Consider the following 20,247-nt stretch of genomic DNA (forward strand, 5'->3'; position numbering starts at 1 on the left):
TGTGACCAATTTCGTTAAGGAAGTGAGCAACATGATTCGATTCATGGAAGAACAAGATATACCTGAAGTTTTGGACATCTATAATGATATTATTTTAACAAGCAAGGCAGTCTATCGATATGAAATACAATCTTTGGATGAAAAAATACAGTGGTTTAAGGAGCAGCAGGCACTAGGAAATCCTTTGCTTGTTTTCGAGGAAAATGGGATGATCGCTGGCTTTGCTACCTACAGTCAATTCCGTCCATATCCCGGTTACCAATATACAATGGAGCACTCTGTTTACGTGCATAAAGAGCATTATCAAAAAGGGATTGCCACAAAGCTTATGCACAGGCTCATAGCATTTGCACAAGAGAATGGTGTGAAAACGCTTGTAGCAGGTATAGATGGTGAAAACATTGGTAGTATAAAGGCACATGAAAAATTAGGCTTTGAATATGCAGGAACAATCAGAAATGCAGGTTATAAGTTTGAACAATGGCTAGACCTTGTGTTTTATCAACTCCATTTGGTTGGACCGAAATGATAAAGGGTATGACAAATGTCATATCCTTTTTATGATGATTGCATCTGTTCTCACTTGTACTCTTATTTTATGATGAGGTCATAAGGAAAAGGAAACGAGGGAGTAAAAGATGGCAACAATTAAAGAAAAAACGAAAAAGTTACGCCAAGATGTAGCGCCATTTGCTAAATCAGATACGCGTAAAAGTGTTTTTCAAATGATAAATACAATTGTACCGTTAATTGCATTGTGGGTAGCAGGTTACTTGTTAGTGGATGTTTCAACTTGGCTAACTGTCGGTTTAAGTGTCATTTCAGCTGGGTTCGTCGTAAGAACTTTTATTATCTTTCACGATTGCACACATGGTTCATTTTTCAAAAGTAAAAAGGCAAACGACTGGGTTGGATTTTTTACGGGAGTACTAACATCATTCCCATATGAAAAGTGGAAACGTGAACATACAATTCACCATGCAACAAGCTCGAATCTAGACAAGCGTGGTATTGGTGATATTGATATGATGACAGTGGAGGAATATTTACAAGCTTCAAAAGGTCAACGATTATGGTATCGTTTTTATCGAAACCCATTTGTTATGTTTGGGTTAGGGCCTTTATATATGGTACTTGTCTTAAATCGCTTTAATCGTAAGGATGCAAAGAAAAAGGAACGTTTCAACACGGTGTTAACGAATATTGTCATTGTCGGATTGTGTGCCTCTTTAATTTTCTTTATGGGCTGGCAAGCATTTCTATTAGTCCAAGGTGTTACATTATTTATTGCCGGATCATTAGGAATTTGGTTATTTTATATCCAGCACACATATGAAGATTCATACTTTGAACATAACTCAGAGTGGGATTATGTGAAAGCCGCAGTTGAGGGTAGCTCGTATTATAAATTACCGAAAATTTTACAATGGGTTACAGGGAATATCGGATTCCATCATGTCCATCACTTAGCCCCTCGTGTACCTAACTATAATCTTGAAAAAGCACATAATGAAACACCGCCATTACATATGGCGACAACGATTACTTTAGCTACAAGCTTAGAATCATTACGTTACAAGCTATATGATGAAGATCAAGGTAAATTTGTTACGTTTAAAGAAGTAAATGAAATTATAAAACGCAAAGAAAGAGGCAGCATTGCCGCTTAGTTGATAACAGCCATCTCTGCAAGGGAGATGGCTGTTTTATGTAAAGGGAAGAGTCTTATCCAAAGCACAGGCATAAAATTAATTTTCTTGTTATAATAAGGGAAAAGTAGGAAAGAGCGTGAGATTATGTTGAGGAAATGGCATAGTATTATTCCGAATAGTCCAATGCTCAGCGTATATTTATGGATTATTTTTTGTTTCCTACCGTTTTTCTTTATTTTTAGAAAATCATCATACATTGAAATATCAATAGGTATTACATTTTTAATGCTCTATTTTATTTTCTATCGATTTTCCATGAATTCGAAAAGCGGCTTAGTTTATATGTGGATTAGCTTCGAGATGGTCATTAATATAGTCATGACCATTCTATATGGTTATGTATATCTATCTATTTTCACAGCCTTTTTTATTGGTAACATAAGAAGACCGGTCGGCTTTTATATTATGTATGGTCTACATATAGGGTTTACAGTTATTTCTACAGGAGCAGGCTTTTTTGTTGAGCTCCACTTATTTTTATCACAGCTACCCTTTGTAGTGTTGACCATTTTAGCTGTTGTCTTATTGCCATTAACGATTTATTCCAAAAATAAGCGTGAAAACTTGGAAGGTCAATTAGAGACTGCGAATGAACGTATTGCTGAGTTAATTGTTTTTGAAGAACGTCAACGGATAGCTCGTGATTTACATGATACGCTGGGTCAAAAATTGTCTATGATTGGTTTAAAAAGTGATCTTGCCTCTAGGCTGATAGAACGTGACCCACAGCAAGCTTTAGTTGAGATTAAGGATATACGCCAGACGGCTAGTATCGCCTTAAAAGAGGTACGTGAATTGGTTTCGGACATGCGCACGGCGAAATTTGAAGATGAGCTCATGCGTATTTCCCAAATATTAAAGGCGGCAGAAATGGAGTTTATCTTTGAGGGCGATAAAAATGCATTGCAAGTTCCACCGCTTGTAGAAAACGTTTTATCTATGTGCTTAAAAGAGGCAGTCAATAATGTTGTCAAACATAGTGGAGCAACCAAATGCGAAATTGCTTTTCATCAAAACTTTAAGGAAGTTTACTTAGTAGTCCGAGATAATGGACAAGGAATAACGAAAAAACAAGCATGGAAAACTGGTAATGGATTAAATGGGATGCGGGAACGCTTAGAGTTTATTAATGGGTCCTTTAAAATTGAAAGTGTTGAAGGTACTACATTAACGGTTACGATTCCAGTGACGATTACACATCAAAATGTCAAAGAAAATTTGAAGAACATATAGAAAAGAGGCATGTGACATGATACGAATTGTAATTGCTGAAGATCAGGGGATGCTATTAGGCGCTCTTCGCTCTTTACTTAGTATGGAGGAGGATATGGAGGTCGTTGGCTTAGCAAAAAATGGTGAGGAAGCATTGATGCTTGTGGAAGAGCATCAGCCTGATATTTGTATTATGGATATTGAAATGCCAGTTAAAACTGGACTAGACGCAGCAGAAGAAATGCATAGCACTGGATCAAATTGTAAAGTCATTATTTTAACTACATTTGCAAGGCCAGGATACTTTGAGCGTGCTAGAAAGGCGGGCGTAAGGGGCTACTTATTAAAGGATAGTCCTATTGAGGAACTAGTTACTGCAATCCGTACCATCATGGACGGCAAACGCATTTATGCGCCAGAACTTGTTGATTTTGTCTATGAGGATGATAGTGAAAATCCTTTAACAGAACGGGAAAGCCAGGTACTGACACTTGTGGCGGAGGGCAAGACTACTAAGGAAATTGCCGCAGAGCTGTTTTTATCCGCTGGTACGGTTCGTAATTATATTTCAACGATTCTAGAAAAACTAAATGTCGGTAATCGTATTGAGGCTATTGCACGCTTTAAAGAAAAAGGATGGAACAAATAAAAAAGGAACCTTATCGCATGGTGCGGCAAGGTTCTTTTTCTATATTATTTTTTGCGTTTTGTTAAACGACCAAGAACGAATGCACCTGCTGCTACAGCAAGAACTGTATTCGTTTTTTTCGTAAACACTTGCTTTGTTACAAGGTTAAGGTTTTGAGGCCGTTCAGCTAAACGGCGCATAAAGTAGCCGTACCAATCTTCGCCGAATGGAACGTATACACAGAAGTTATAGCCTTCTTTTGCAAGCTCTTTTTGCATATCTGTACGGAAACCGTATAGCATTTGGAATTCAAATTTATCGAGCGGAATATTGTGATCCGCAACAAATCGTTTAACATGAGCAATGATATTATGATCATGTGTTGCAATAGATGTAAATTTACCATGAAGTAAATGGTATTCAATCAACTCAATAAAGTTTAAATCAATATCTAATTTATCTTGGTAAGCTACTTCTACTGGCTCTTTATAAGCTCCTTTTACAATGCGTAAACGGTAGTCTTTGAATTTTTCGATATCGTCTTTTGCACGGTAAAAGTAAGACTGGATTACTGTTCCAACATTATTAAATGTTTTTGATAATTCTTCTACCATATCAAAAGATGTTTGCAGACGTCCATAGTCTTCCATATCAAAGTTAACAAATATATCATAAGAAGCGGCTTTTTCTACAATTTCATACAGGTTGTCATAACAAAAATCAACATCAATATCTAAACCTAATTGGGATGGTTTTAATGAAATATGTGCATCAACACCATTCTCATGAATAGCTTCGATTACAGCAAGGATTTTTTCTTTTGCAGCAGTAGCTTCTTCTTTATTTGCAACAAATTCACCTAGGTTATCTACTGTACAAGAAATATGATGTGCATTTAGTTCTTTGATGCTTGCAATGGTTTCTTCAATATTTGTACCAGCTACTACACTTTGTGCTCCTAATTTTAGGCCATATTTCTTTGCAGCACTATTTAATAGTTGGTTTTCAGATAAATGGATGAAAAAATCGCGTAATAACATGGTCATTCTCCTAACTGCATTTTTTTCTTAGTATAACATAAATTATTTAAACTATATTACATTCAGCCTAACAATTATTTCATTTCAAGTAATTGCATTCGTTCATTAAATAACGCAGGATAGCTTAAAAAGCCAATCATGATGCTGGATAATGTAGCTGTTGTTAGTAGAGCGAAAATAATTAAAAGTTGAAATTGGACGGCTTGGATTGGATCTGCTCCGCCAATAATTTGACCGCTCATCATTCCTGGCAACTGTACTAAACCGATAGTTTTTTGGCTTTCAATAGTAGGAATCATACTAGCCTTAATAGCATTGATCAGCTGTCGATGTATGGCCTGCTTTGGTGACCCTCCTAATGATAAAATCAATTCCATTTGATCCTTATGACTAGTAATTTCAGCAGTGAATCGATTTAAAAATAAAATGGATAGCACCATTGAATTACCAATTAACATGCCACTAATAGGGATTATATATTGGGCAGTTGCCGGAACAATTTTAAAGCCAAGCAAAACGCCTTGTGTCACTATTTCGATCATCACTAGTGTAAGTGCTATTTTCCAGGTGATCCCCTTAATGCCTGCTCCTTTTTTTCGTGCATTTAACGTAGCGACTATAATCATTAAAGCTACCATGAGAAAAATATAGATATAGCTGTTGGCCTCGAAGATAAACTTTAAAATATAACCGACCGCAAGCAATTGAACGATAGAGCGAAATGTTGCGATAAGTGTATCTCTTTCAAGTCCTAATTTTAATGTTTTGGATAATAGAAGGGGGATACATACAAAAATCAAAGATAGTAATAAAGCTGTATAGGTCATTTGCTTACCCCCTGTACAAATTCTGCTACGCGTGGATTTGTTGGGGCTTTGAGTAAAGCGCTTTTACCAGTTTCGATTAATTCTCCATCCATCATGACCCATGTGTAATGCCCAATTGTTAATGCTTGTTGTAAATTATGTGTAATCCAAATCATCGTAACATTGTATTTTTTATTTATTGTAGCGATCAGCTTTTCAATTTCCTGTACTGATTGACGATCCAGTGCAGATGTTATTTCATCTAATAACAAAATAGAGGACTGATTGATTAGTGTTCTTGCGATCGAGACCTTTTGACGTTGGCCTCCCGATAATTCGCTGGCTGATTGGTGGAGGAAGCTTTCATCTAAACCGACATCCTCTAAAAATTGGATGGCCTCCTGTTGTGATAGTTTTTGTCCTTGCAATGTTCGTGGGATTGCAAGATTTTCTAGTACAGTGCCCGTTATCATAGGAGCTGCCTGTAAAGCAATACCTACATGTCTTCTTAAGGTTGTAGGCTCATAGGTAGAGATGGGCTGATTATCAATTAGTATGTGTCCATTTGTTGGAGAAAGAAGGCCATTACATAATTTTAATAAAGTTGTTTTACCCGCCCCAGAGGGACCGACAAGGGTAGTAATTTGGCCTTTAGGAAAAGACCCAGTAATTGACTTTAATATCAATTTGTCATTTACTGAAAAGTGAACTTGTTGAAAATGAATGGCAGGCTCGTATAGCGTGTTCATCAATTAAACTCCTTTGCTATAGTCAGTAAAATAACTGTAGCATGAAATGACTGAAGTTGCAGTTTAAATAAAGAAAGTTGGGGAGATTAGAAAATGGGAATATTGTATTTTGATACAGTGACGTATGCACAAGGAGAAATGTATATTTTAGCTTCAGATATAGGTATTGTTTATATAGGAACGCCCAATGCTTCATTTGAAGAGGTTGAAGAGTGGGCAAAAAAACGATTTAAAGGATACAATTTTGAAGAGAACCGAGAAAAATTACAACCGTATAAAGAACAACTAATAGCTTTTTTTAACAAGGAACTAACTGAATTTGACCTACCCATTCATGTAAAAGGAACGCCTTTTCAATTAGCGGTTTGGGATGCTCTTAAAGAATTACCCTATGGAACAACGACATCGTATGGGAATATCGCACAGCGTATTGGTAATCCGAAAGCGGTGAGAGCTGTAGGCAGTGCAATTGGAGCAAATCCAATTCTAGCTATTATTCCGTGTCATCGTGTCATTGGCAAAAATGGTCAATTAACTGGTTTTCGCAGTGGCCTAGAGATGAAGAAGTTTTTACTTGATTTAGAGAAAGCTTAAGTGAATCGATAGTGGGAATGATCACTTGGATCGAGGTTAGGAGCGCTTTCGGCAAAGAAATGATCACTTGGACCGAGGTTAGGAGCGCTTTCGGCAAAGAAATGATCACTTTAACAGTGGTTAAGAGCACTTTCGGCAAAAGTATGATCACATCTCTCTACCTCGAGCAAAAAAAGAGATAACTTTCGATAGACAAATATATATAGAAATCTGCCCCCATTACTTTAAGAAAAGGCGGCAGATTTCCCTAGTTATACGTGTTGTTCTTCTTTTACATGGTTTTGCTGTGTTTTACCAAAGTGTGTTAAACGGTGGGCGAAGGTTTCCCCTCGAACCGCGGAGCTTTTAAATATATCCTGGAATTCGTAAGCTGGAGCACCGTGTTCCATTACATCTAAGCCAGCAATTTCTTCTTCAGCCGTTACGCGTAATGGAATAAATGCTTTGATAATTAAAAGGCCAACTGCCACAGATACGCTAACCCAGGCAATGGTTGCGATGATACCGATTGCTTGGATACCTAGCAGACCAAATCCACCACCATAAAATAGGCCTTGACCATCGATGTCAAATAATCCAACGGCTAGTGTTCCCCAAATCCCACATATCCCATGAACAGCAATTGCTCCAACGGGATCATCTACTTTTAGCTTCCACTCTAGGAAACGTACACCTTCAACAAGGAATGGAGCTGCTACAAGGCCAATAATAAGGGAACCTATAATACTAACATTTGCAGCACCAGCTGTAATCCCTACAAGACCTGCTAATGCACCGTTTAATGTAAGGGAACCATCAATATGTCCGTAACGAAATTTCGTATAGAATGCGGTAGCAGCTACGCCAGCTGCTGCGGCAAAGAATGTATTGGCAATGACATTGGGAACTAGTTCAGGATCTGCGGCTAAAGTAGATGCCCCATTAAAACCAAACCAACCAAACCAAAGTAGAAATACGCCTAAAGCGCCTAAAGGAATACTGTGCCCTGTAATAACATTTACCCGACCATTTTCATATTTACCAAGTCGTGGTCCTACCATAACGGCTGCGACAAATGCTGCGACAGCCCCTGTTAAGTGAACAACCGTAGATCCGGCAAAATCAATAAAGCCTAAATCTGTTAACCAGCCTTGACCACTCCAAACCCAGTGACCTACAACAGGGTAGACAAATAAAGACATGAGTATAATAACTCCGATATAAGCGAAAATATTCGTACGTTCTGCAACAGCACCAGATAATATAGTCGCTCCTGTTGCGGCAAACATAGTTTGGAAAATAAAGAAAGAAAGATCGTCGACCCCATTTAAGGCGAAGCCGCTAGTGCCGAAAATACCACCTAATGTGTCGCCAAACATTATGGCGTAGCCACATAAAAAATAGACGATGCCGCCGATTGAAATAGTAAGGAAATTCTTCATGATAATATTGACTGCATTTTTAGAACGAGTAAATCCTGCCTCAACCATGGCAAAGCCTGCATGCATAAAGAATACTAAAATTGTGCCTAGCATCACCCAAATTAAATTAACAGATAAGAGTACTTCATCCATCTAATCGCCCCCTTTATTCTACTGCAACCGAACCGACTTCTTTTGTTCGGATGCGAATTGCTTGTTCTACAGGATAAATGAAAATTTTTCCATCGCCAACCTTGCCAGTTGCTGCCTCATGCAACAAAATCTCTACGATGGCATCAACTTTTCCATCGTCTACAATCATTTCTAACTTTAATTTAGGTGAAAATTCTATTTCATACGTATTGCCGCGAAATAGCCCTGTTCTACCGAGCTGACGACCGCAGCCAGCGATTTCAGAAACACTTAAACCAGCAATTCCTTCCTGTGCAAGTCCGTCCCGAACTGCCCCAAAAACTTCAGGCCGAATGATTGCTTCAATTTTTTTCATGTCTACCAGCTCCTTGCGTAAATTTAATTTACATGTTAAAACGGTATGAAAAACAGTGCAATTGTTTTTTTAGAATACATGTAATGTTATATAACATGATATATTTCTGGTATCGAACTATTTTTCAAAAAAGGTTTTTATAAAGGGAATGAAAGCGGTACTAAAATTTGTGTCTAAAATGTGTACAGTTCTAAATTTTCTGACTATTTATGTTAGGAAAGCTGACATCGGGTAGAAGAAATGTAAGGCGCAAGAATTTGGGTATATAGTGTATACTAGGACTAATTATCAAAGCGGAAGAAGGGGTTTATGTGAGATCAAACTATGCAGATGATAGCTTAGCGCTACACACAGACTTATATCAAATAAATATGGCAGAATCCTACTGGGCGGATGGCATACATAATAAGAAAGCGGTTTTTGAATTATATTTTAGGAAATTACCTTTTGGTAATGGTTATGCCGTATTTGCTGGATTAGAGCGAATGCTTGATTATCTTCGTGATTTTCATTTTAGTGAATCCGATATTGCGTATTTACGTGAGGAAGTAGGCTATAAAGAGGACTTTATTGACTATTTGAAGAATGTTCGATTCACAGGGGATATGTATTCCATGGTAGAAGGAGAGCTTGTTTTTGCTAATGAACCAATTGTTCGAATTGAAGCTCCGTTAGTGGAAGCTCAACTAATTGAAACAGCATTGCTTAATATTGTTAACTACCAAACATTAATTGCAACAAAGGCGAGTCGAATTAAGCAAATTATCAAAAATGAAGTGGCTATGGAATTTGGAACAAGGCGTGCACAGGAAATGGATGCGGCCATTTGGGGAACGCGTGCAGCGTTTATCGGAGGTTTTGCTTCCACTAGTAATGTTCGAGCGGGTAAACTTTTTAATATTCCTGTCTCAGGTACACATGCGCATGCATTAGTACAAGCTTATAAAAATGACTATGATGCATTCCATGCTTATGCTAAACGTCATCGAGATTGTGTGTTTTTGGTAGATACTTACAATACGTTGAAATCTGGGGTGCCAACCGCTATAAAAGTTGCGAAAGAACTAGGAGACAAAATTAATTTTATTGGCATACGTTTAGATAGTGGAGATATTGCGTTTTTATCAAAAGAAGCTCGTCGGATGTTGGATGCTGCTGGCTTCCAAGATGCTAAAATCATTGTTTCAAACGATTTAGATGAATATACAATCTTAAATTTAAAAGCTCAAGGTGCAAAAGTAGATGTTTGGGGAATAGGTACAAAACTTATTACAGCTTACGATCAACCTGCATTAGGTGCGGTTTATAAAATGGTTGCTATTGAAAATAGTGAAGGGCAGCTAGAGGATACAATTAAAATCTCGGCCAATGCTGAAAAAGTATCAACGCCTGGACTAAAAAATGTTTACCGAATTATTGATAAAAAGAATGGGAAGGCAGAAGGGGATTACATCACGATGCAAGATGAAAATCCTCAAGCAGAGGAACGCATTAAAATGTTCCATCCAATCCATACATTTGTATCAAAGTTTGTCACAAATTTTGAAGCGAAAAATCTTCATCAGCATGTCATTGAAAATGGGACAATCCACTATCAAAATCCTACTTTAGAGGCAATGCGTGACTATGCTGCTGAAAATTTAGAATTGCTGTGGGATGAATATAAACGTGCGATGAATCCTGAAGAATATCCAGTCGATCTCAGTCAAAAATGTTGGGATAATAAGATGCGAAATATTGAAGAAGTACACAATATGGTAAAGCTAATGTAAAAGAAGGAGTGAACGGTACGATGACTTTACAGCAAAAAATTATTGAGGAGCTGCGTGTATTACCTACTATTAATGTTCAGGAGGAAATACGTAAATCCATTGATTTTTTAAAGGAATATGCAAAACGTTATAACTTTGTGAAAGGGTTTGTTCTTGGTATTTCTGGCGGTCAAGACTCAACTTTAACTGGGAAGCTAGCGCAGTTGGCGATTGATGAATTAAATGCAGAGGCAGGAGAAATGAAGTATTCATTTTTTGCCGTTCGTTTACCATATGGCGTGCAAGCAGATGAACAAGATTGCCAAGATGCCATTGATTATATAAAACCAACGGAAACGTACACAGTGAATATAAAAGAGGCTGTAGATGCAAGTGTGATCGCCCTAGCAAATGCAGGTGTTGAGCTAAATGACTTTGTAAAAGGGAACGAAAAAGCTCGTGAACGTATGAAGGTGCAGTATTCAATTGCTGCAATGAATGGGGCAGTTGTCTTAGGGACGGATCATGCTGCCGAAGCTATCACAGGCTTTTACACAAAGTTTGGTGATGGCGGAGCAGACTTAATGCCAATCTTTCGATTGAATAAACGCCAAGGAAAACAGTTGTTAGCAGAACTAAATTGTCCAGAGCATCTTTATAAAAAGGTACCAACAGCAGATTTAGAGGAAAATCGACCATCATTACCAGATGAAGTGGCGCTTGGTGTAACGTATGATCAAATTGATGATTATTTAGAGGGTAAAGAAATTCCAGAAGAATCGCGCAAGCTATTAGAGGGCTATTATTTACGTTCTCAACATAAACGTCATATGCCAATTACGATATTTGATGATTTTTGGAAGTAAGATGAGAGAAAAGGGTTATGAAAAAGTGGTTATCACTTTTAAAAATAGCTCTTTTCTCTCTTTTTTTATTTAATTTGGTTCTATACTGTTCATTAACAGCATATAATGTCGATATAATTACCTATAAGGATAATAAAATGTAGAGGAGGGTAACTTTTTATGAGGACTTCTAGAATAAGTGCAACGACAAGTAGTGTTTTTCGACAGGAAACTCAATATTTACATGCTGGTGATTTAAGCCACAATTTTGGAGGGAATCCACAAAAGCAATTTAGACATAGTTTGCAAAGAAATAAAGAGAAGAAGCACAATACAATGGCTACACCAACTCAACAGAGACAACTTCAACATGTTGCGCCTATTCATATGGATAGTGCGTGTGATTTGCAAATACGTCACGAATTAAATGAAACAGCCTTAAAACTAAGTCGTTTAAGTAAGCAAAAGAAGAGACTCAATAGTTACCGCTCATCTATTTAAAAATGGCTCTCCCTACATTTTCTGATGTGGGGAGTTTTTTTTGTAATCTAATTGTGAAAAATATGGTTAAAAAGATTAAAATTGTAACATTCTAATTGTGAAGAACGTTATATAATAAGAACTAGGCTTGTTTGATGACATTCAAACAAGCCTTCTTTAATAGCTATAGGTAGAAGTTTCAGATAATTGTTTTACTAGCCAAATTTCGATATGCTTAGATAAGTTATCGTACAATTCTCGCAATTGTCTGACGGAATGGGAGGTTTTTTGATTTATGAATTCTCAAATACAAGATGTTTTGGAAAATATAGAAAAAGTAATGATTGGTAAAAGAGAGGTTGCTGAGCTCGGTATTGTCGCATTATTAGCGAGGGGCCATGTATTATTGGAAGATGTTCCTGGGGTCGGAAAGACAATGATGGTGCGAGCACTTGCAAAATCTTTTGATGCACAATTTAAGCGAATTCAATTTACGCCAGATTTATTGCCATCAGATGTAGTTGGTGTTTCTATTTATAATCCAAAGACTATGGAGTTTGAATTTCGTCCTGGACCAATTATGGGGGATGTTGTCTTAGCGGATGAAATAAACCGTACGTCGCCAAAAACACAGTCCGCCTTGTTAGAGGGTATGGAGGAGGCCTCTGTTACAATTGACGGAACAACATTGATGATAAATCAGCCGTTTTTTGTTATGGCCACACAAAATCCGATTGAACATGAAGGTACCTATCCTTTGCCAGAAGCGCAATTAGATCGATTTCTATTGAAGATAAAAATGGGTTATCCATCTAGGGGACAGGAAATTGAAATTTTGCGAAGAGCTGAGAATGGTAAACCAATTGAAAAAATTGAAGCGGTGTTATCCGTAGCGCAATTAATAGAACTACAGGAGCTCGTCCAAGGTGTGTATGTAGAAGACTCAGTAAAAAATTATATGGTGGAACTTGCTACCCAAACTAGGGAAAATAACTATGTACATTTAGGGGTGAGCCCACGGGCAACAATCGCGCTAATGAAAGCTTCTCAAGCTTACGCATTTATGAAAGGAAGAAGCTATGTTACTCCTGACGATGTTCAATACCTAGTGCCGTTTGTTTTCAGCCATCGTTTAGTTCTAAAGCCAGATGCTCGCTACGATAATGTGACAGCAGATGAAATTATCCATCGTATTATTGCTAAAACACCAGTGCCAACAAAAAGGTTTGCAGAACAATGAAGCGATGGAAAGTTTTATTAGAAAAAAGTAAACATTTCCTATTAATTACTTTCTTGATGGTCGTAACATTTTGTTATGCTATGTTCCAAGGTGGATTTGTTAGCTGGTTTGTTTTTTTTACAGTTAGTCCATTTTTAGTGTACGCACTCATGTTCTTTGTTGTTCGAGAAGATATTCTATTAGTAGAACGCAAAATTGAACCAGCGCATATAGAACGTGGGCAATCAGCAAAGGTGCATATTACGATAGAACGAAAAACAAGTTTCCCTTTTGCTTATATTATGATGGAGGAACTTGTCGATAGTGAAGGGTTGGTACAAGCTAAAAAAGAAAATTCAAATGCCATTAAGTTTGTTGGATTTAGAAAAAAGTTTAGCTGGCATTATGATTTGGATAATGTTCCTCGTGGAGAGCATCGCTACTTAGGAGTTACAGTTATCTTCTATGATTTCTTTGGCTGGGCAAAAAAAGTTGTCGTAGCGGAAAAGGAACAAACTATTTTAGTTTATCCGAGAATACGAGAGATGAAATACGCAGCACTTCAGACGAAATATGATGTTGGTCCAATGATGTCTCCTTATTCCATTGTAAAGGACACTTCTATGGCTGTTGGGTTAAGAGAGTATGTTCCGGGTGATCGATTTTCATGGATTCATTGGAAATCGTTTGCGAGAACACAAACCTTACAATCTAAGGAATTCGAGGATTGGCAATCATCTGAGTTAATGTTAGTGCTTGACGCTAAAAGGTCTTCAATGTTTGAAGAAAAAGTGGAATTAGTTGCATCGATGCTCCAGCTGATTATACAAGAGCGTGGTGATTTATCTTTTATTACAGCTGGGGAAATGACGAAAGTTTTTCCGGTTATACAGGGTGAAAAGCAGTTAGATCAGGTCATGTATCATTTAGCTGCTATCAAACCTGCTGAGAATGTTAAATTCCGATTCTATGATCAACAAGCCTTTAAGCAAGTAGCAACATTGCTTTATGTGACAAGTGATGTCTCTGACGAGTTGCTACATACTCTTGCGAATATAGTAAAAAGCTGTATTTGTTTTGTAGTGGCAAAACAGCCGCCTGTGCAATCAGAGCACACGATGCGTTATAAACATATTCAAGTTGTCTTTGTAGACCCAACAGATTTTTATCATTTATTCACGGAGGTGATAAAACCGTGAAGCAATCGTTAGGGGAATTTATAGAATTGGCCATTGCGTATATAATTGTATTCTTCATTTTACGAGAATGGCTCATTCCTATTATGCAATTAACTAATACTGGTGGAATGAATCTCTTCCTTGTTTTTATTGGGATGTCCTTAGCGCTAAGTTTACTCCGTGTACATCCGTTGTTATCGGGATTCGTAAAGTTTAGCTATATAACTTGGTTTATCGTTTTTGTTTATAGCAAAAGTCCTGTTCTTTCTCGAGAAACTGTACCATTCTTATTGTCTGAATGGAAAGGGAATATGGCAACGATACTATCAGGAGATTTTGGACAAGTTTCAGATGCTTTTAGGACAGTGCTCTTTCTTGTTTTAATCTGGATGCTCGTATATTTAATTCACCATTGGGTATCAGTACGAAAAAATATATTTTACTTTTTTGCCATGACAGTATTCTTTATTGCCACTTTAGATACGTTTAGTGACTACGATGGTAAAGCTGCAATTGTAAAAGTTGTTGTTCTTGGATTAATCATGACAGGTGTACTTTTTGTTAAACGTCTATGGCTTCAAATGGAAACAACAAGTACTGCAATAGAGAAGTGGAAAATTGTTATTCCTATGCTTGTGTCAGTATTACTTGTTAGTTCTGTTGCATTCTTTTTACCAAAGACTGGACCAACATGGGCAGATCCTGTTCCATTTATCCAGGGAGTTACTGGACAAGATGGAAATGGAGCTGGTGAAAAATCAGTTGGTTATAGCCAAGACGATAGTCAGTTGGGTGGTCCCTTTCAAGGAGATAATACATTAATTTTTACTGCCTCTTCTCGTGATCGTCATTATTGGCGCATCGAAACGAAAGATACCTATACATCTAAAGGCTGGGTTGTTTCAGAGGGGAACTTTGGGAAAAATGTCTATGAGACAGATACACCGATTTTAACCTCTTTACAAGTAGGACCATCTGAAAATGAACGCCACATCCAACTAGATATTGCTATTCCAATGCCGTTTTTAATTCAAACATATGGTTTGATATCTGTTTCAGCACAAGGCTCCACGTTATTTATTCAAGATGAGCAGACTGAAAAGATGATGATAGAGCAGCAGGTAGATGAATCAAAATCATTATCAAACTACTCATTATCTTATAGTGAACCAGTTTATAGTATGGAACAGCTCCAATTGTCCTATCCCTCTACACTTGAAACATTAGATTCTTCGTTTAATCGTTTTTTACAATTACCAAATCAGCTTCCGCAGCGTGTAAGAGACTTGGCGTCTGAAATAACGCAAGGTAAAGCTTCGGTATACGATCAAATTAAAGCTGTAGAAAGTTACTTTAGAACAAATGGCTTTAGATATGATAAAAAGGAAGCTGCAATTCCTGCTGAAAATCAAGATTATGTCGATCAATTTTTATTTGATACAAAAGTAGGGTATTGTGATAATTTCTCTACTTCAATGGTTGTGCTCTTACGTTCTGTAGGAATTCCGGCAAGATGGGTTAAGGGTTTTGCGCCTGGAACAGCAGGACCAATGACAGACGGACTACGTGAATATCAAGTCACAAATGACAATGCACACTCTTGGGTTGAAGCATATATACCAGGGGCTGGTTGGATGGAATTTGAACCTACCATTGGATTTTCCGGTAATGTGAACATAGATTATGATGTGCCATTAGATACATCTGACCAGGAAGAAGTAATACAGCCAGAACAAAAACCTGAGCAGAAGAAACAGCAAAAAGAGGTAACTGAAAAGGTACAGTCTCCGGCAACATTTAGCTTAGATGCTGTGTGGACGTGGTTGAAAAAGTATACTTATGTGTGGATTGGCATCATTGTTTTATTAATCATTACTGGTATTTCCTTATATTTGAAAAGGAAAACGTGGATCCCGAAAATGCATGTAAGGTCATATCGCAAAAAGGCAGCTGATTGGTCAAACTTTGATTCTTCTTATCAAGTGTTATTAAAGCAATTATCTCGTATTGGCTTGCGCAGGAGAGATGGGGAAACATTACGTGCTTTCGCAGAGCGTGTAGATTTAGCACTTGAGACAGATGAAATGCAAAAGTTAACAGTAGTATATGAGCAACATGTTTATGGGAAAGATAAAGAAGACGTTGATTTTATAAAGCTGAAAGAAAGTTGGGAATATTTAATCAATCGCACTATCAGTTGATTTTAACGTAGACAAAGAGTAAAATGAAAAAAATTAAATGCAAGGATTGCTTTCATATAAGTTCGATAATAGGGTTCGGATGTTTCTACGAAATCACCATAAATGATTTCTCTATGAAGGCGGATGTTTTCGTTAGGTGAAAAGTATAGTAAATCACTTTACTTTGCTACGCATTCGCCTTTATCACGATTCTAGAGCTTTTGAACGCGTAGAAAGTTATTTTACTTTCTTCGCGTTTTTCTTTGAACAAATGAAAATATCCTTTAAAAATAGTAGAAGAGGTGGAAATTTTGACAGCTAGCCCTTTATTAAAAGAGCAAGAAAAAATCGTTGTACTGGACTTCGGTAGCCAATTTAACCAATTAATTACGCGTCGTATCCGTGAATTTGGTGTTTTCAGTGAATTACATCCACATACGGTAACTGCGGAAGAAATTAAAGATATGAATGCAACGGGTATTATTTTTTCTGGTGGCCCTAACTCTGTTTATGATGAGAATGCTTTCCATGTGGATCCAGCTATTTTCGATTTAGGCTTACCTATCTTAGGTATTTGCTACGGTATGCAACTAATGGCGCATACAAACGGTGGTAAAGTTGAAGGTGCTGAAACGCGTGAATATGGTAAAGCTGAAATTCAAGTAACGACTTCAAACAAGTTATTTGGTGAGTTACCTGCTGAACAAATCGTATGGATGAGTCATGGGGACCATGTAACTGAAGTTCCAGCTGGATTTGAAGTTATCGCAACAAGCGCATCTTGCCCAATTGCTGCAATGGCAAATGTAGAACGTAAATTATATGCTGTACAATTCCATCCAGAAGTACGTCACTCTGTTTATGGTAATGACTTATTACGACAATTCGTATTCGATATTTGTGAAGCAAAAGGCGATTGGTCAATGGCAAACTTCATTGAGATTGAAATCGCTAAAATTCGCGAAACAGTTGGCGATAAAAAAGTATTATGTGCACTTTCTGGTGGAGTAGACTCTTCAGTTGTGGCAGTGTTAATCCATAAAGCAATCGGCGATCAATTAACATGTATGTTTGTAGACCATAACTTAAACCGTAAAGGTGAAGTTGAACAGGTAATGAAAACATTCACAGAAGACTTCGACATGAATGTTATTAAAATTGATGCACGTAAACGTTTCATGGACAAACTTGCTGGTGTTTCTGATCCTGAGAAAAAACGTAAAATTATCGGTAATGAATTCATTTATGTATTTGATGAAGAAGCATCAAAACTTGAAGGTATGGATTTCTTAGCACAAGGAACTCTTTACACGGATATTATTGAATCTGGTACTTCTACTGCACAAACAATCAAATCACACCATAACGTTGGTGGTCTTCCAGAAGATATGCAATTCCAATTAATCGAGCCACTGAAAACTTTATTTAAAGATGAAGTACGTGCGCTAGGTTTAGAACTTGGTCTTGACGAAAAAATCGTTTGGCGTCAACCATTCCCAGGTCCTGGATTAGGTATCCGTGTACTTGGAGAAGTAACAGAAGAAAAATTAGAAATCGTTCGCGAATCTGATTATATCCTACGTGAAGAGATTGCAAATGCTGGTCTTGATCGTGACATCTGGCAATACTTCACGGTATTACCTGATATCCGTTCAGTTGGCGTAATGGGCGATGCTCGTACGTATGACTATGCAATCGGTATCCGTGCCGTTACATCTATCGACGGTATGACTTCTGACTGGGCACGTATTCCATGGGATGTGCTAGAGAAAATCTCAGTTCGCCTAGTAAACGAAGTAAAACATGTTAACCGTGTAGTGTATGACATTACATCTAAGCCACCTGCAACGATTGAGTGGGAATAGAAACAAATGCCCTAAAGACCTTGATAAAAGGTTTTTAGGGTTTTTTTCGTTTATAAAGTGAAACTTCAGTCAAAAACTTCAAAGTGTAAAATAAAGCAATAATTGCTGATAAAGCGCTGTATGTAGTAAACTAAATGAATGGAAGAAATGATACTATTTAGATTAGGGGTGATTTAAATGAAGCAAAAGATGCCGATGATTCACACACTTGCAGTTGGAATGCCGAAAGAATTACTTGATAGTAAAGGGCGTTCGATGATTACAGGGATTGAAAAGCAACGAGTACAAGAAGTTTATTTATCATCTCGTGGTTTCGAGGGGGATGATGTGGCAGATAAAAAACATCATGGTGGCCCTGATCGTGCTGTTTGTTTATATCCAGCGGAGCATTACATACAGTGGGAACAGGAACTTGGTAAAACATTGCCTACTGCTGCATTTGGTGAAAACTTAACTGTAACGAATATGTTGGAAGCAGAAGTTTGTATTGGTGATATTTATAAAATTGGGGATGCTGTCATCCAAATTACACAAGGGCGTATTCCATGTAGCACGATTGATCGATATACTGAGGCCAACATATTACTTAAACGTTTAATTGAGACAGGCTATACAGGCTTCCTTGCGCGCGTACTAGAAGAAGGAACAATCTGTGCAGACTCAAAAGTTGAATTAGTAGAAAAGCACCCTGCATGTATATCCGTTTTGTATTGCAATGAAGTATATTTTAAAAACAAAGATGCTATTGCCATGCAACAAATACAAGCAGTAGATGCATTAGCGGAAGATTGGAAAGAAAAATTAGAAAAAAGAATTCAGCTCTTGCAAAGTAAAGTGTTGAATTAGGACAGACATAAGATGGGCATCCTCTAAAATTCGAAAGAATTCTGGGGGATTTTTTACTTTCTATCGGTTAATAATTGTTCAGTACTTTTGCTTTTCTGGCGATGATTTTTTAGAATGTGAACATTAAATAAGAATTTTACACGAACTTTCGTATTTTATTTTATGAAAATGTTCGGAAATGGGGTTGAAATCTAAAAAATGAAATGATATATTACGAATGTAAATTAAATAAGTCGTCGTATAATGTCGGGAATAAGGCCCGTGAGTTTCTACCAAGTTACCGTAAATAACTTGACTACGATTGGAGTTTATATAAAGATGTATAAACCCTAATTTATTTCACACACTATTTGTGATGAAATTATCGTAGACATGCGACTAGTAGAGTAGTCAGCGTGTCTTTTTTGTTTTCGATATTGAAGACGACCACACGGAGGATTTTTTGAAAATGAAAAAATATTTCATGTTCGATGAATTGGGAACTAATTATCGCCGCGAAATAATAGGTGGTATTACAACTTTCCTTGCAATGGCATATATTCTAGCTGTTAACCCAGGTATTTTAGAAAATGCAGGGATGGATAAAGGTGCAGTTTTTGTAGCTACAGCGTTAGCAGCAGCAGTTGGTTCTTTGATTATGGGGATTTTCGCTAAGTTCCCAATCTCACTTGCTCCTGGTATGGGCCTAAATGCATTCTTCGCCTTTACCGTAGTAGGCGCATATGGCATTCCATGGCAAACTGGTTTAACTGGAGTTTTCTTCTCTGGAATTATCTTTATCATTTTGTCTTTAACAGGAATTCGTGAAACAGTTATTAATGCAATTCCAGTACAACTTAAATATGCAGTATCAGCAGGTATTGGTTTATTTATCACGTTCGTAGGTTTACAAGGTGCAGGGATTGTTGTAGATAGTCCAGCTACATTAGTTACTTTAGGAACGTTTACTGGTGCAACATTACTAGCAGTATTCGGAATTATTCTTTCTGTTATTCTTATTATTAAATTACGCAGTATCGGTATTTTCTTAGGGATGGTAATCACTGCAGTTGTTGGAATGATTACAGGTATTATTGAACCGCCAGCAGCGATTGTTTCTGCAATTCCAAGTGTGGATTCTACATTTATGGTTGCGTTAAAACCCCTTGGTGACATTGAAACCCTATTTAACGTGAAGTTTTTAGTAGTAGTGTTAACATTCTTGTTTGTTGATTTCTTTGATACAGCTGGTACT

At 37.3% G+C, this 20,247-nt stretch carries 19 protein-coding genes and 2 riboswitches (1 of these 21 cut by a window edge); of the genes, 14 read left to right on the forward strand and 5 right to left on the reverse strand.

Translation table 11 applies throughout. The features are described from left to right. Window positions 1-31 precede the first annotated feature (31 nt). The 4 genes from ABC382_RS18210 (at window position 32) to ABC382_RS18225 (ending at window position 3,573) form a co-directional block, all read left to right on the forward strand. A complete protein-coding gene (locus tag ABC382_RS18210) occupies window positions 32-529 on the forward strand; it encodes a GNAT family N-acetyltransferase (RefSeq protein ID WP_312507153.1) in 498 nt (165 codons plus the stop codon). Between the two features lie 109 nt (window positions 530-638). Next, complete coding sequence (gene desA / locus ABC382_RS18215; RefSeq protein ID WP_322611884.1) at window positions 639-1,670, forward strand: Delta(5) desaturase DesA; 1,032 nt, start codon at window positions 639-641, stop codon at window positions 1,668-1,670. A gap of 126 nt (window positions 1,671-1,796) precedes the next feature. Then, the gene (locus ABC382_RS18220; RefSeq protein ID WP_429978485.1) at window positions 1,797-2,945 is read left to right on the forward strand and encodes a sensor histidine kinase; all 1,149 of its coding nucleotides are present in this window, start codon (window positions 1,797-1,799) and stop codon (window positions 2,943-2,945) included. A 16-nt stretch (window positions 2,946-2,961) separates the two neighbouring features. Continuing rightward, window positions 2,962-3,573, forward strand: a complete 612-nt coding sequence (locus tag ABC382_RS18225; RefSeq protein WP_274794618.1) for a response regulator transcription factor — start codon at window positions 2,962-2,964, stop codon at window positions 3,571-3,573. A gap of 44 nt (window positions 3,574-3,617) precedes the next feature. Here ABC382_RS18225 and ABC382_RS18230 read toward each other — a convergent pair whose 3' ends face one another. The 3 genes from ABC382_RS18230 to ABC382_RS18240 all read right to left on the reverse strand — a co-directional run bounded on the left by ABC382_RS18230 (window position 3,618) and on the right by ABC382_RS18240 (window position 6,147). Continuing rightward, a complete protein-coding gene (locus ABC382_RS18230; RefSeq protein ID WP_274794617.1) occupies window positions 3,618-4,592 on the reverse strand; it encodes a proline dehydrogenase family protein in 975 nt (324 codons plus the stop codon). 74 nt (window positions 4,593-4,666) lie between these two features. Next, window positions 4,667-5,419 (reverse strand): ABC transporter permease, encoded by a 753-nt coding sequence (locus tag ABC382_RS18235; RefSeq protein ID WP_274794616.1) that lies wholly within the window; start codon window positions 5,417-5,419, stop codon window positions 4,667-4,669. Continuing rightward, a complete protein-coding gene (locus ABC382_RS18240) occupies window positions 5,416-6,147 on the reverse strand; it encodes an ABC transporter ATP-binding protein (protein ID WP_322611883.1) in 732 nt (243 codons plus the stop codon). Before ABC382_RS18240 ends, ABC382_RS18235 begins: the two co-directional genes overlap by 4 nt. A gap of 93 nt (window positions 6,148-6,240) precedes the next feature. Here ABC382_RS18240 and ABC382_RS18245 point away from each other — a divergent pair, with 93 nt between their 5' ends. After that, window positions 6,241-6,741 (forward strand): methylated-DNA--[protein]-cysteine S-methyltransferase, encoded by a 501-nt coding sequence (locus ABC382_RS18245; protein ID WP_322611882.1) that lies wholly within the window; start codon window positions 6,241-6,243, stop codon window positions 6,739-6,741. 251 nt (window positions 6,742-6,992) lie between these two features. Here the strand turns inward: ABC382_RS18245 and ABC382_RS18250 are convergent, their stop codons facing one another. Next, on the reverse strand, window positions 6,993-8,294 hold the full coding sequence (locus tag ABC382_RS18250; RefSeq protein ID WP_322611881.1) for an ammonium transporter: 1,302 nt from the start codon (window positions 8,292-8,294) through the stop codon (window positions 6,993-6,995). A gap of 13 nt (window positions 8,295-8,307) precedes the next feature. Continuing rightward, window positions 8,308-8,649, reverse strand: a complete 342-nt coding sequence (locus ABC382_RS18255) for a P-II family nitrogen regulator (RefSeq protein WP_274794612.1) — start codon at window positions 8,647-8,649, stop codon at window positions 8,308-8,310. A gap of 311 nt (window positions 8,650-8,960) precedes the next feature. Here ABC382_RS18255 and ABC382_RS18260 point away from each other — a divergent pair, with 311 nt between their 5' ends. From ABC382_RS18260 to ABC382_RS18300, 9 genes are all read left to right on the forward strand, one after another. After that, on the forward strand, window positions 8,961-10,421 hold the full coding sequence (locus ABC382_RS18260) for a nicotinate phosphoribosyltransferase (protein ID WP_322611880.1): 1,461 nt from the start codon (window positions 8,961-8,963) through the stop codon (window positions 10,419-10,421). Window positions 10,422-10,441: 20 nt separating this feature from the next. Then, window positions 10,442-11,266, forward strand: coding sequence for an NAD(+) synthase (nadE, locus tag ABC382_RS18265; protein WP_322611879.1), 825 nt, complete (start codon window positions 10,442-10,444; stop codon window positions 11,264-11,266). A gap of 159 nt (window positions 11,267-11,425) precedes the next feature. Beyond that, the gene (locus tag ABC382_RS18270) at window positions 11,426-11,746 is read left to right on the forward strand and encodes an NAD synthetase (protein ID WP_274794609.1); all 321 of its coding nucleotides are present in this window, start codon (window positions 11,426-11,428) and stop codon (window positions 11,744-11,746) included. 274 nt (window positions 11,747-12,020) lie between these two features. Beyond that, window positions 12,021-12,965: an AAA family ATPase gene (locus ABC382_RS18275; protein ID WP_322611878.1), complete on the forward strand. Its 945-nt coding sequence runs from the start codon at window positions 12,021-12,023 to the stop codon at window positions 12,963-12,965. Then, on the forward strand, window positions 12,962-14,143 hold the full coding sequence (locus ABC382_RS18280) for a DUF58 domain-containing protein (protein ID WP_412927006.1): 1,182 nt from the start codon (window positions 12,962-12,964) through the stop codon (window positions 14,141-14,143). The genes ABC382_RS18275 and ABC382_RS18280 overlap by 4 nt, the downstream gene beginning before the upstream one ends. Further along, a complete protein-coding gene (locus ABC382_RS18285; RefSeq protein ID WP_274794606.1) occupies window positions 14,140-16,323 on the forward strand; it encodes a DUF4129 domain-containing transglutaminase family protein in 2,184 nt (727 codons plus the stop codon). The genes ABC382_RS18280 and ABC382_RS18285 overlap by 4 nt, the downstream gene beginning before the upstream one ends. Window positions 16,324-16,355: 32 nt before the next feature. After that, window positions 16,356-16,457: riboswitch (purine riboswitch) on the forward strand. Window positions 16,458-16,613: 156 nt separating this feature from the next. Then, window positions 16,614-18,167: a glutamine-hydrolyzing GMP synthase gene (guaA, locus tag ABC382_RS18290; protein ID WP_274794605.1), complete on the forward strand. Its 1,554-nt coding sequence runs from the start codon at window positions 16,614-16,616 to the stop codon at window positions 18,165-18,167. Between the two features lie 177 nt (window positions 18,168-18,344). Continuing rightward, the gene (locus ABC382_RS18295) at window positions 18,345-19,013 is read left to right on the forward strand and encodes an MOSC domain-containing protein (protein WP_322611876.1); all 669 of its coding nucleotides are present in this window, start codon (window positions 18,345-18,347) and stop codon (window positions 19,011-19,013) included. Window positions 19,014-19,229: 216 nt separating this feature from the next. Then, window positions 19,230-19,331, forward strand: a riboswitch (purine riboswitch). Window positions 19,332-19,461: 130 nt separating this feature from the next. Further along, window positions 19,462-20,247 carry the 5' portion of an NCS2 family permease gene (locus tag ABC382_RS18300; protein WP_274794603.1) on the forward strand. It continues 516 nt past the right edge of the window, so only the first 786 of its 1,302 coding nucleotides appear in the window; it begins with the start codon at window positions 19,462-19,464; its stop codon lies off the right edge, out of view.

The sequence above is a fragment of the Lysinibacillus phoenicis genome (assembly GCF_047238325.1).
Classification (GTDB): domain Bacteria; phylum Bacillota; class Bacilli; order Bacillales_A; family Planococcaceae; genus Lysinibacillus; species Lysinibacillus irui.

Coding starts and splice junctions, on each gene's coding strand:
- ABC382_RS18210 (WP_312507153.1), top strand. CDS start 32: ATGATTCGATTCATGGAAGAACAAGATATACCTGAAGTTTTGGACATC.
- desA (WP_322611884.1), top strand. CDS start 639: ATGGCAACAATTAAAGAAAAAACGAAAAAGTTACGCCAAGATGTAGCG.
- ABC382_RS18220 (WP_429978485.1), top strand. CDS start 1,797: ATGTTGAGGAAATGGCATAGTATTATTCCGAATAGTCCAATGCTCAGC.
- ABC382_RS18225 (WP_274794618.1), top strand. CDS start 2,962: ATGATACGAATTGTAATTGCTGAAGATCAGGGGATGCTATTAGGCGCT.
- ABC382_RS18230 (WP_274794617.1), bottom strand. CDS start 4,592: ATGTTATTACGCGATTTTTTCATCCATTTATCTGAAAACCAACTATTA.
- ABC382_RS18235 (WP_274794616.1), bottom strand. CDS start 5,419: ATGACCTATACAGCTTTATTACTATCTTTGATTTTTGTATGTATCCCC.
- ABC382_RS18240 (WP_322611883.1), bottom strand. CDS start 6,147: ATGAACACGCTATACGAGCCTGCCATTCATTTTCAACAAGTTCACTTT.
- ABC382_RS18245 (WP_322611882.1), top strand. CDS start 6,241: ATGGGAATATTGTATTTTGATACAGTGACGTATGCACAAGGAGAAATG.
- ABC382_RS18250 (WP_322611881.1), bottom strand. CDS start 8,294: ATGGATGAAGTACTCTTATCTGTTAATTTAATTTGGGTGATGCTAGGC.
- ABC382_RS18255 (WP_274794612.1), bottom strand. CDS start 8,649: ATGAAAAAAATTGAAGCAATCATTCGGCCTGAAGTTTTTGGGGCAGTT.
- nadE (WP_322611879.1), top strand. CDS start 10,442: ATGACTTTACAGCAAAAAATTATTGAGGAGCTGCGTGTATTACCTACT.
- ABC382_RS18270 (WP_274794609.1), top strand. CDS start 11,426: ATGAGGACTTCTAGAATAAGTGCAACGACAAGTAGTGTTTTTCGACAG.
- ABC382_RS18275 (WP_322611878.1), top strand. CDS start 12,021: ATGAATTCTCAAATACAAGATGTTTTGGAAAATATAGAAAAAGTAATG.
- ABC382_RS18280 (WP_412927006.1), top strand. CDS start 12,962: ATGAAGCGATGGAAAGTTTTATTAGAAAAAAGTAAACATTTCCTATTA.
- ABC382_RS18295 (WP_322611876.1), top strand. CDS start 18,345: ATGAAGCAAAAGATGCCGATGATTCACACACTTGCAGTTGGAATGCCG.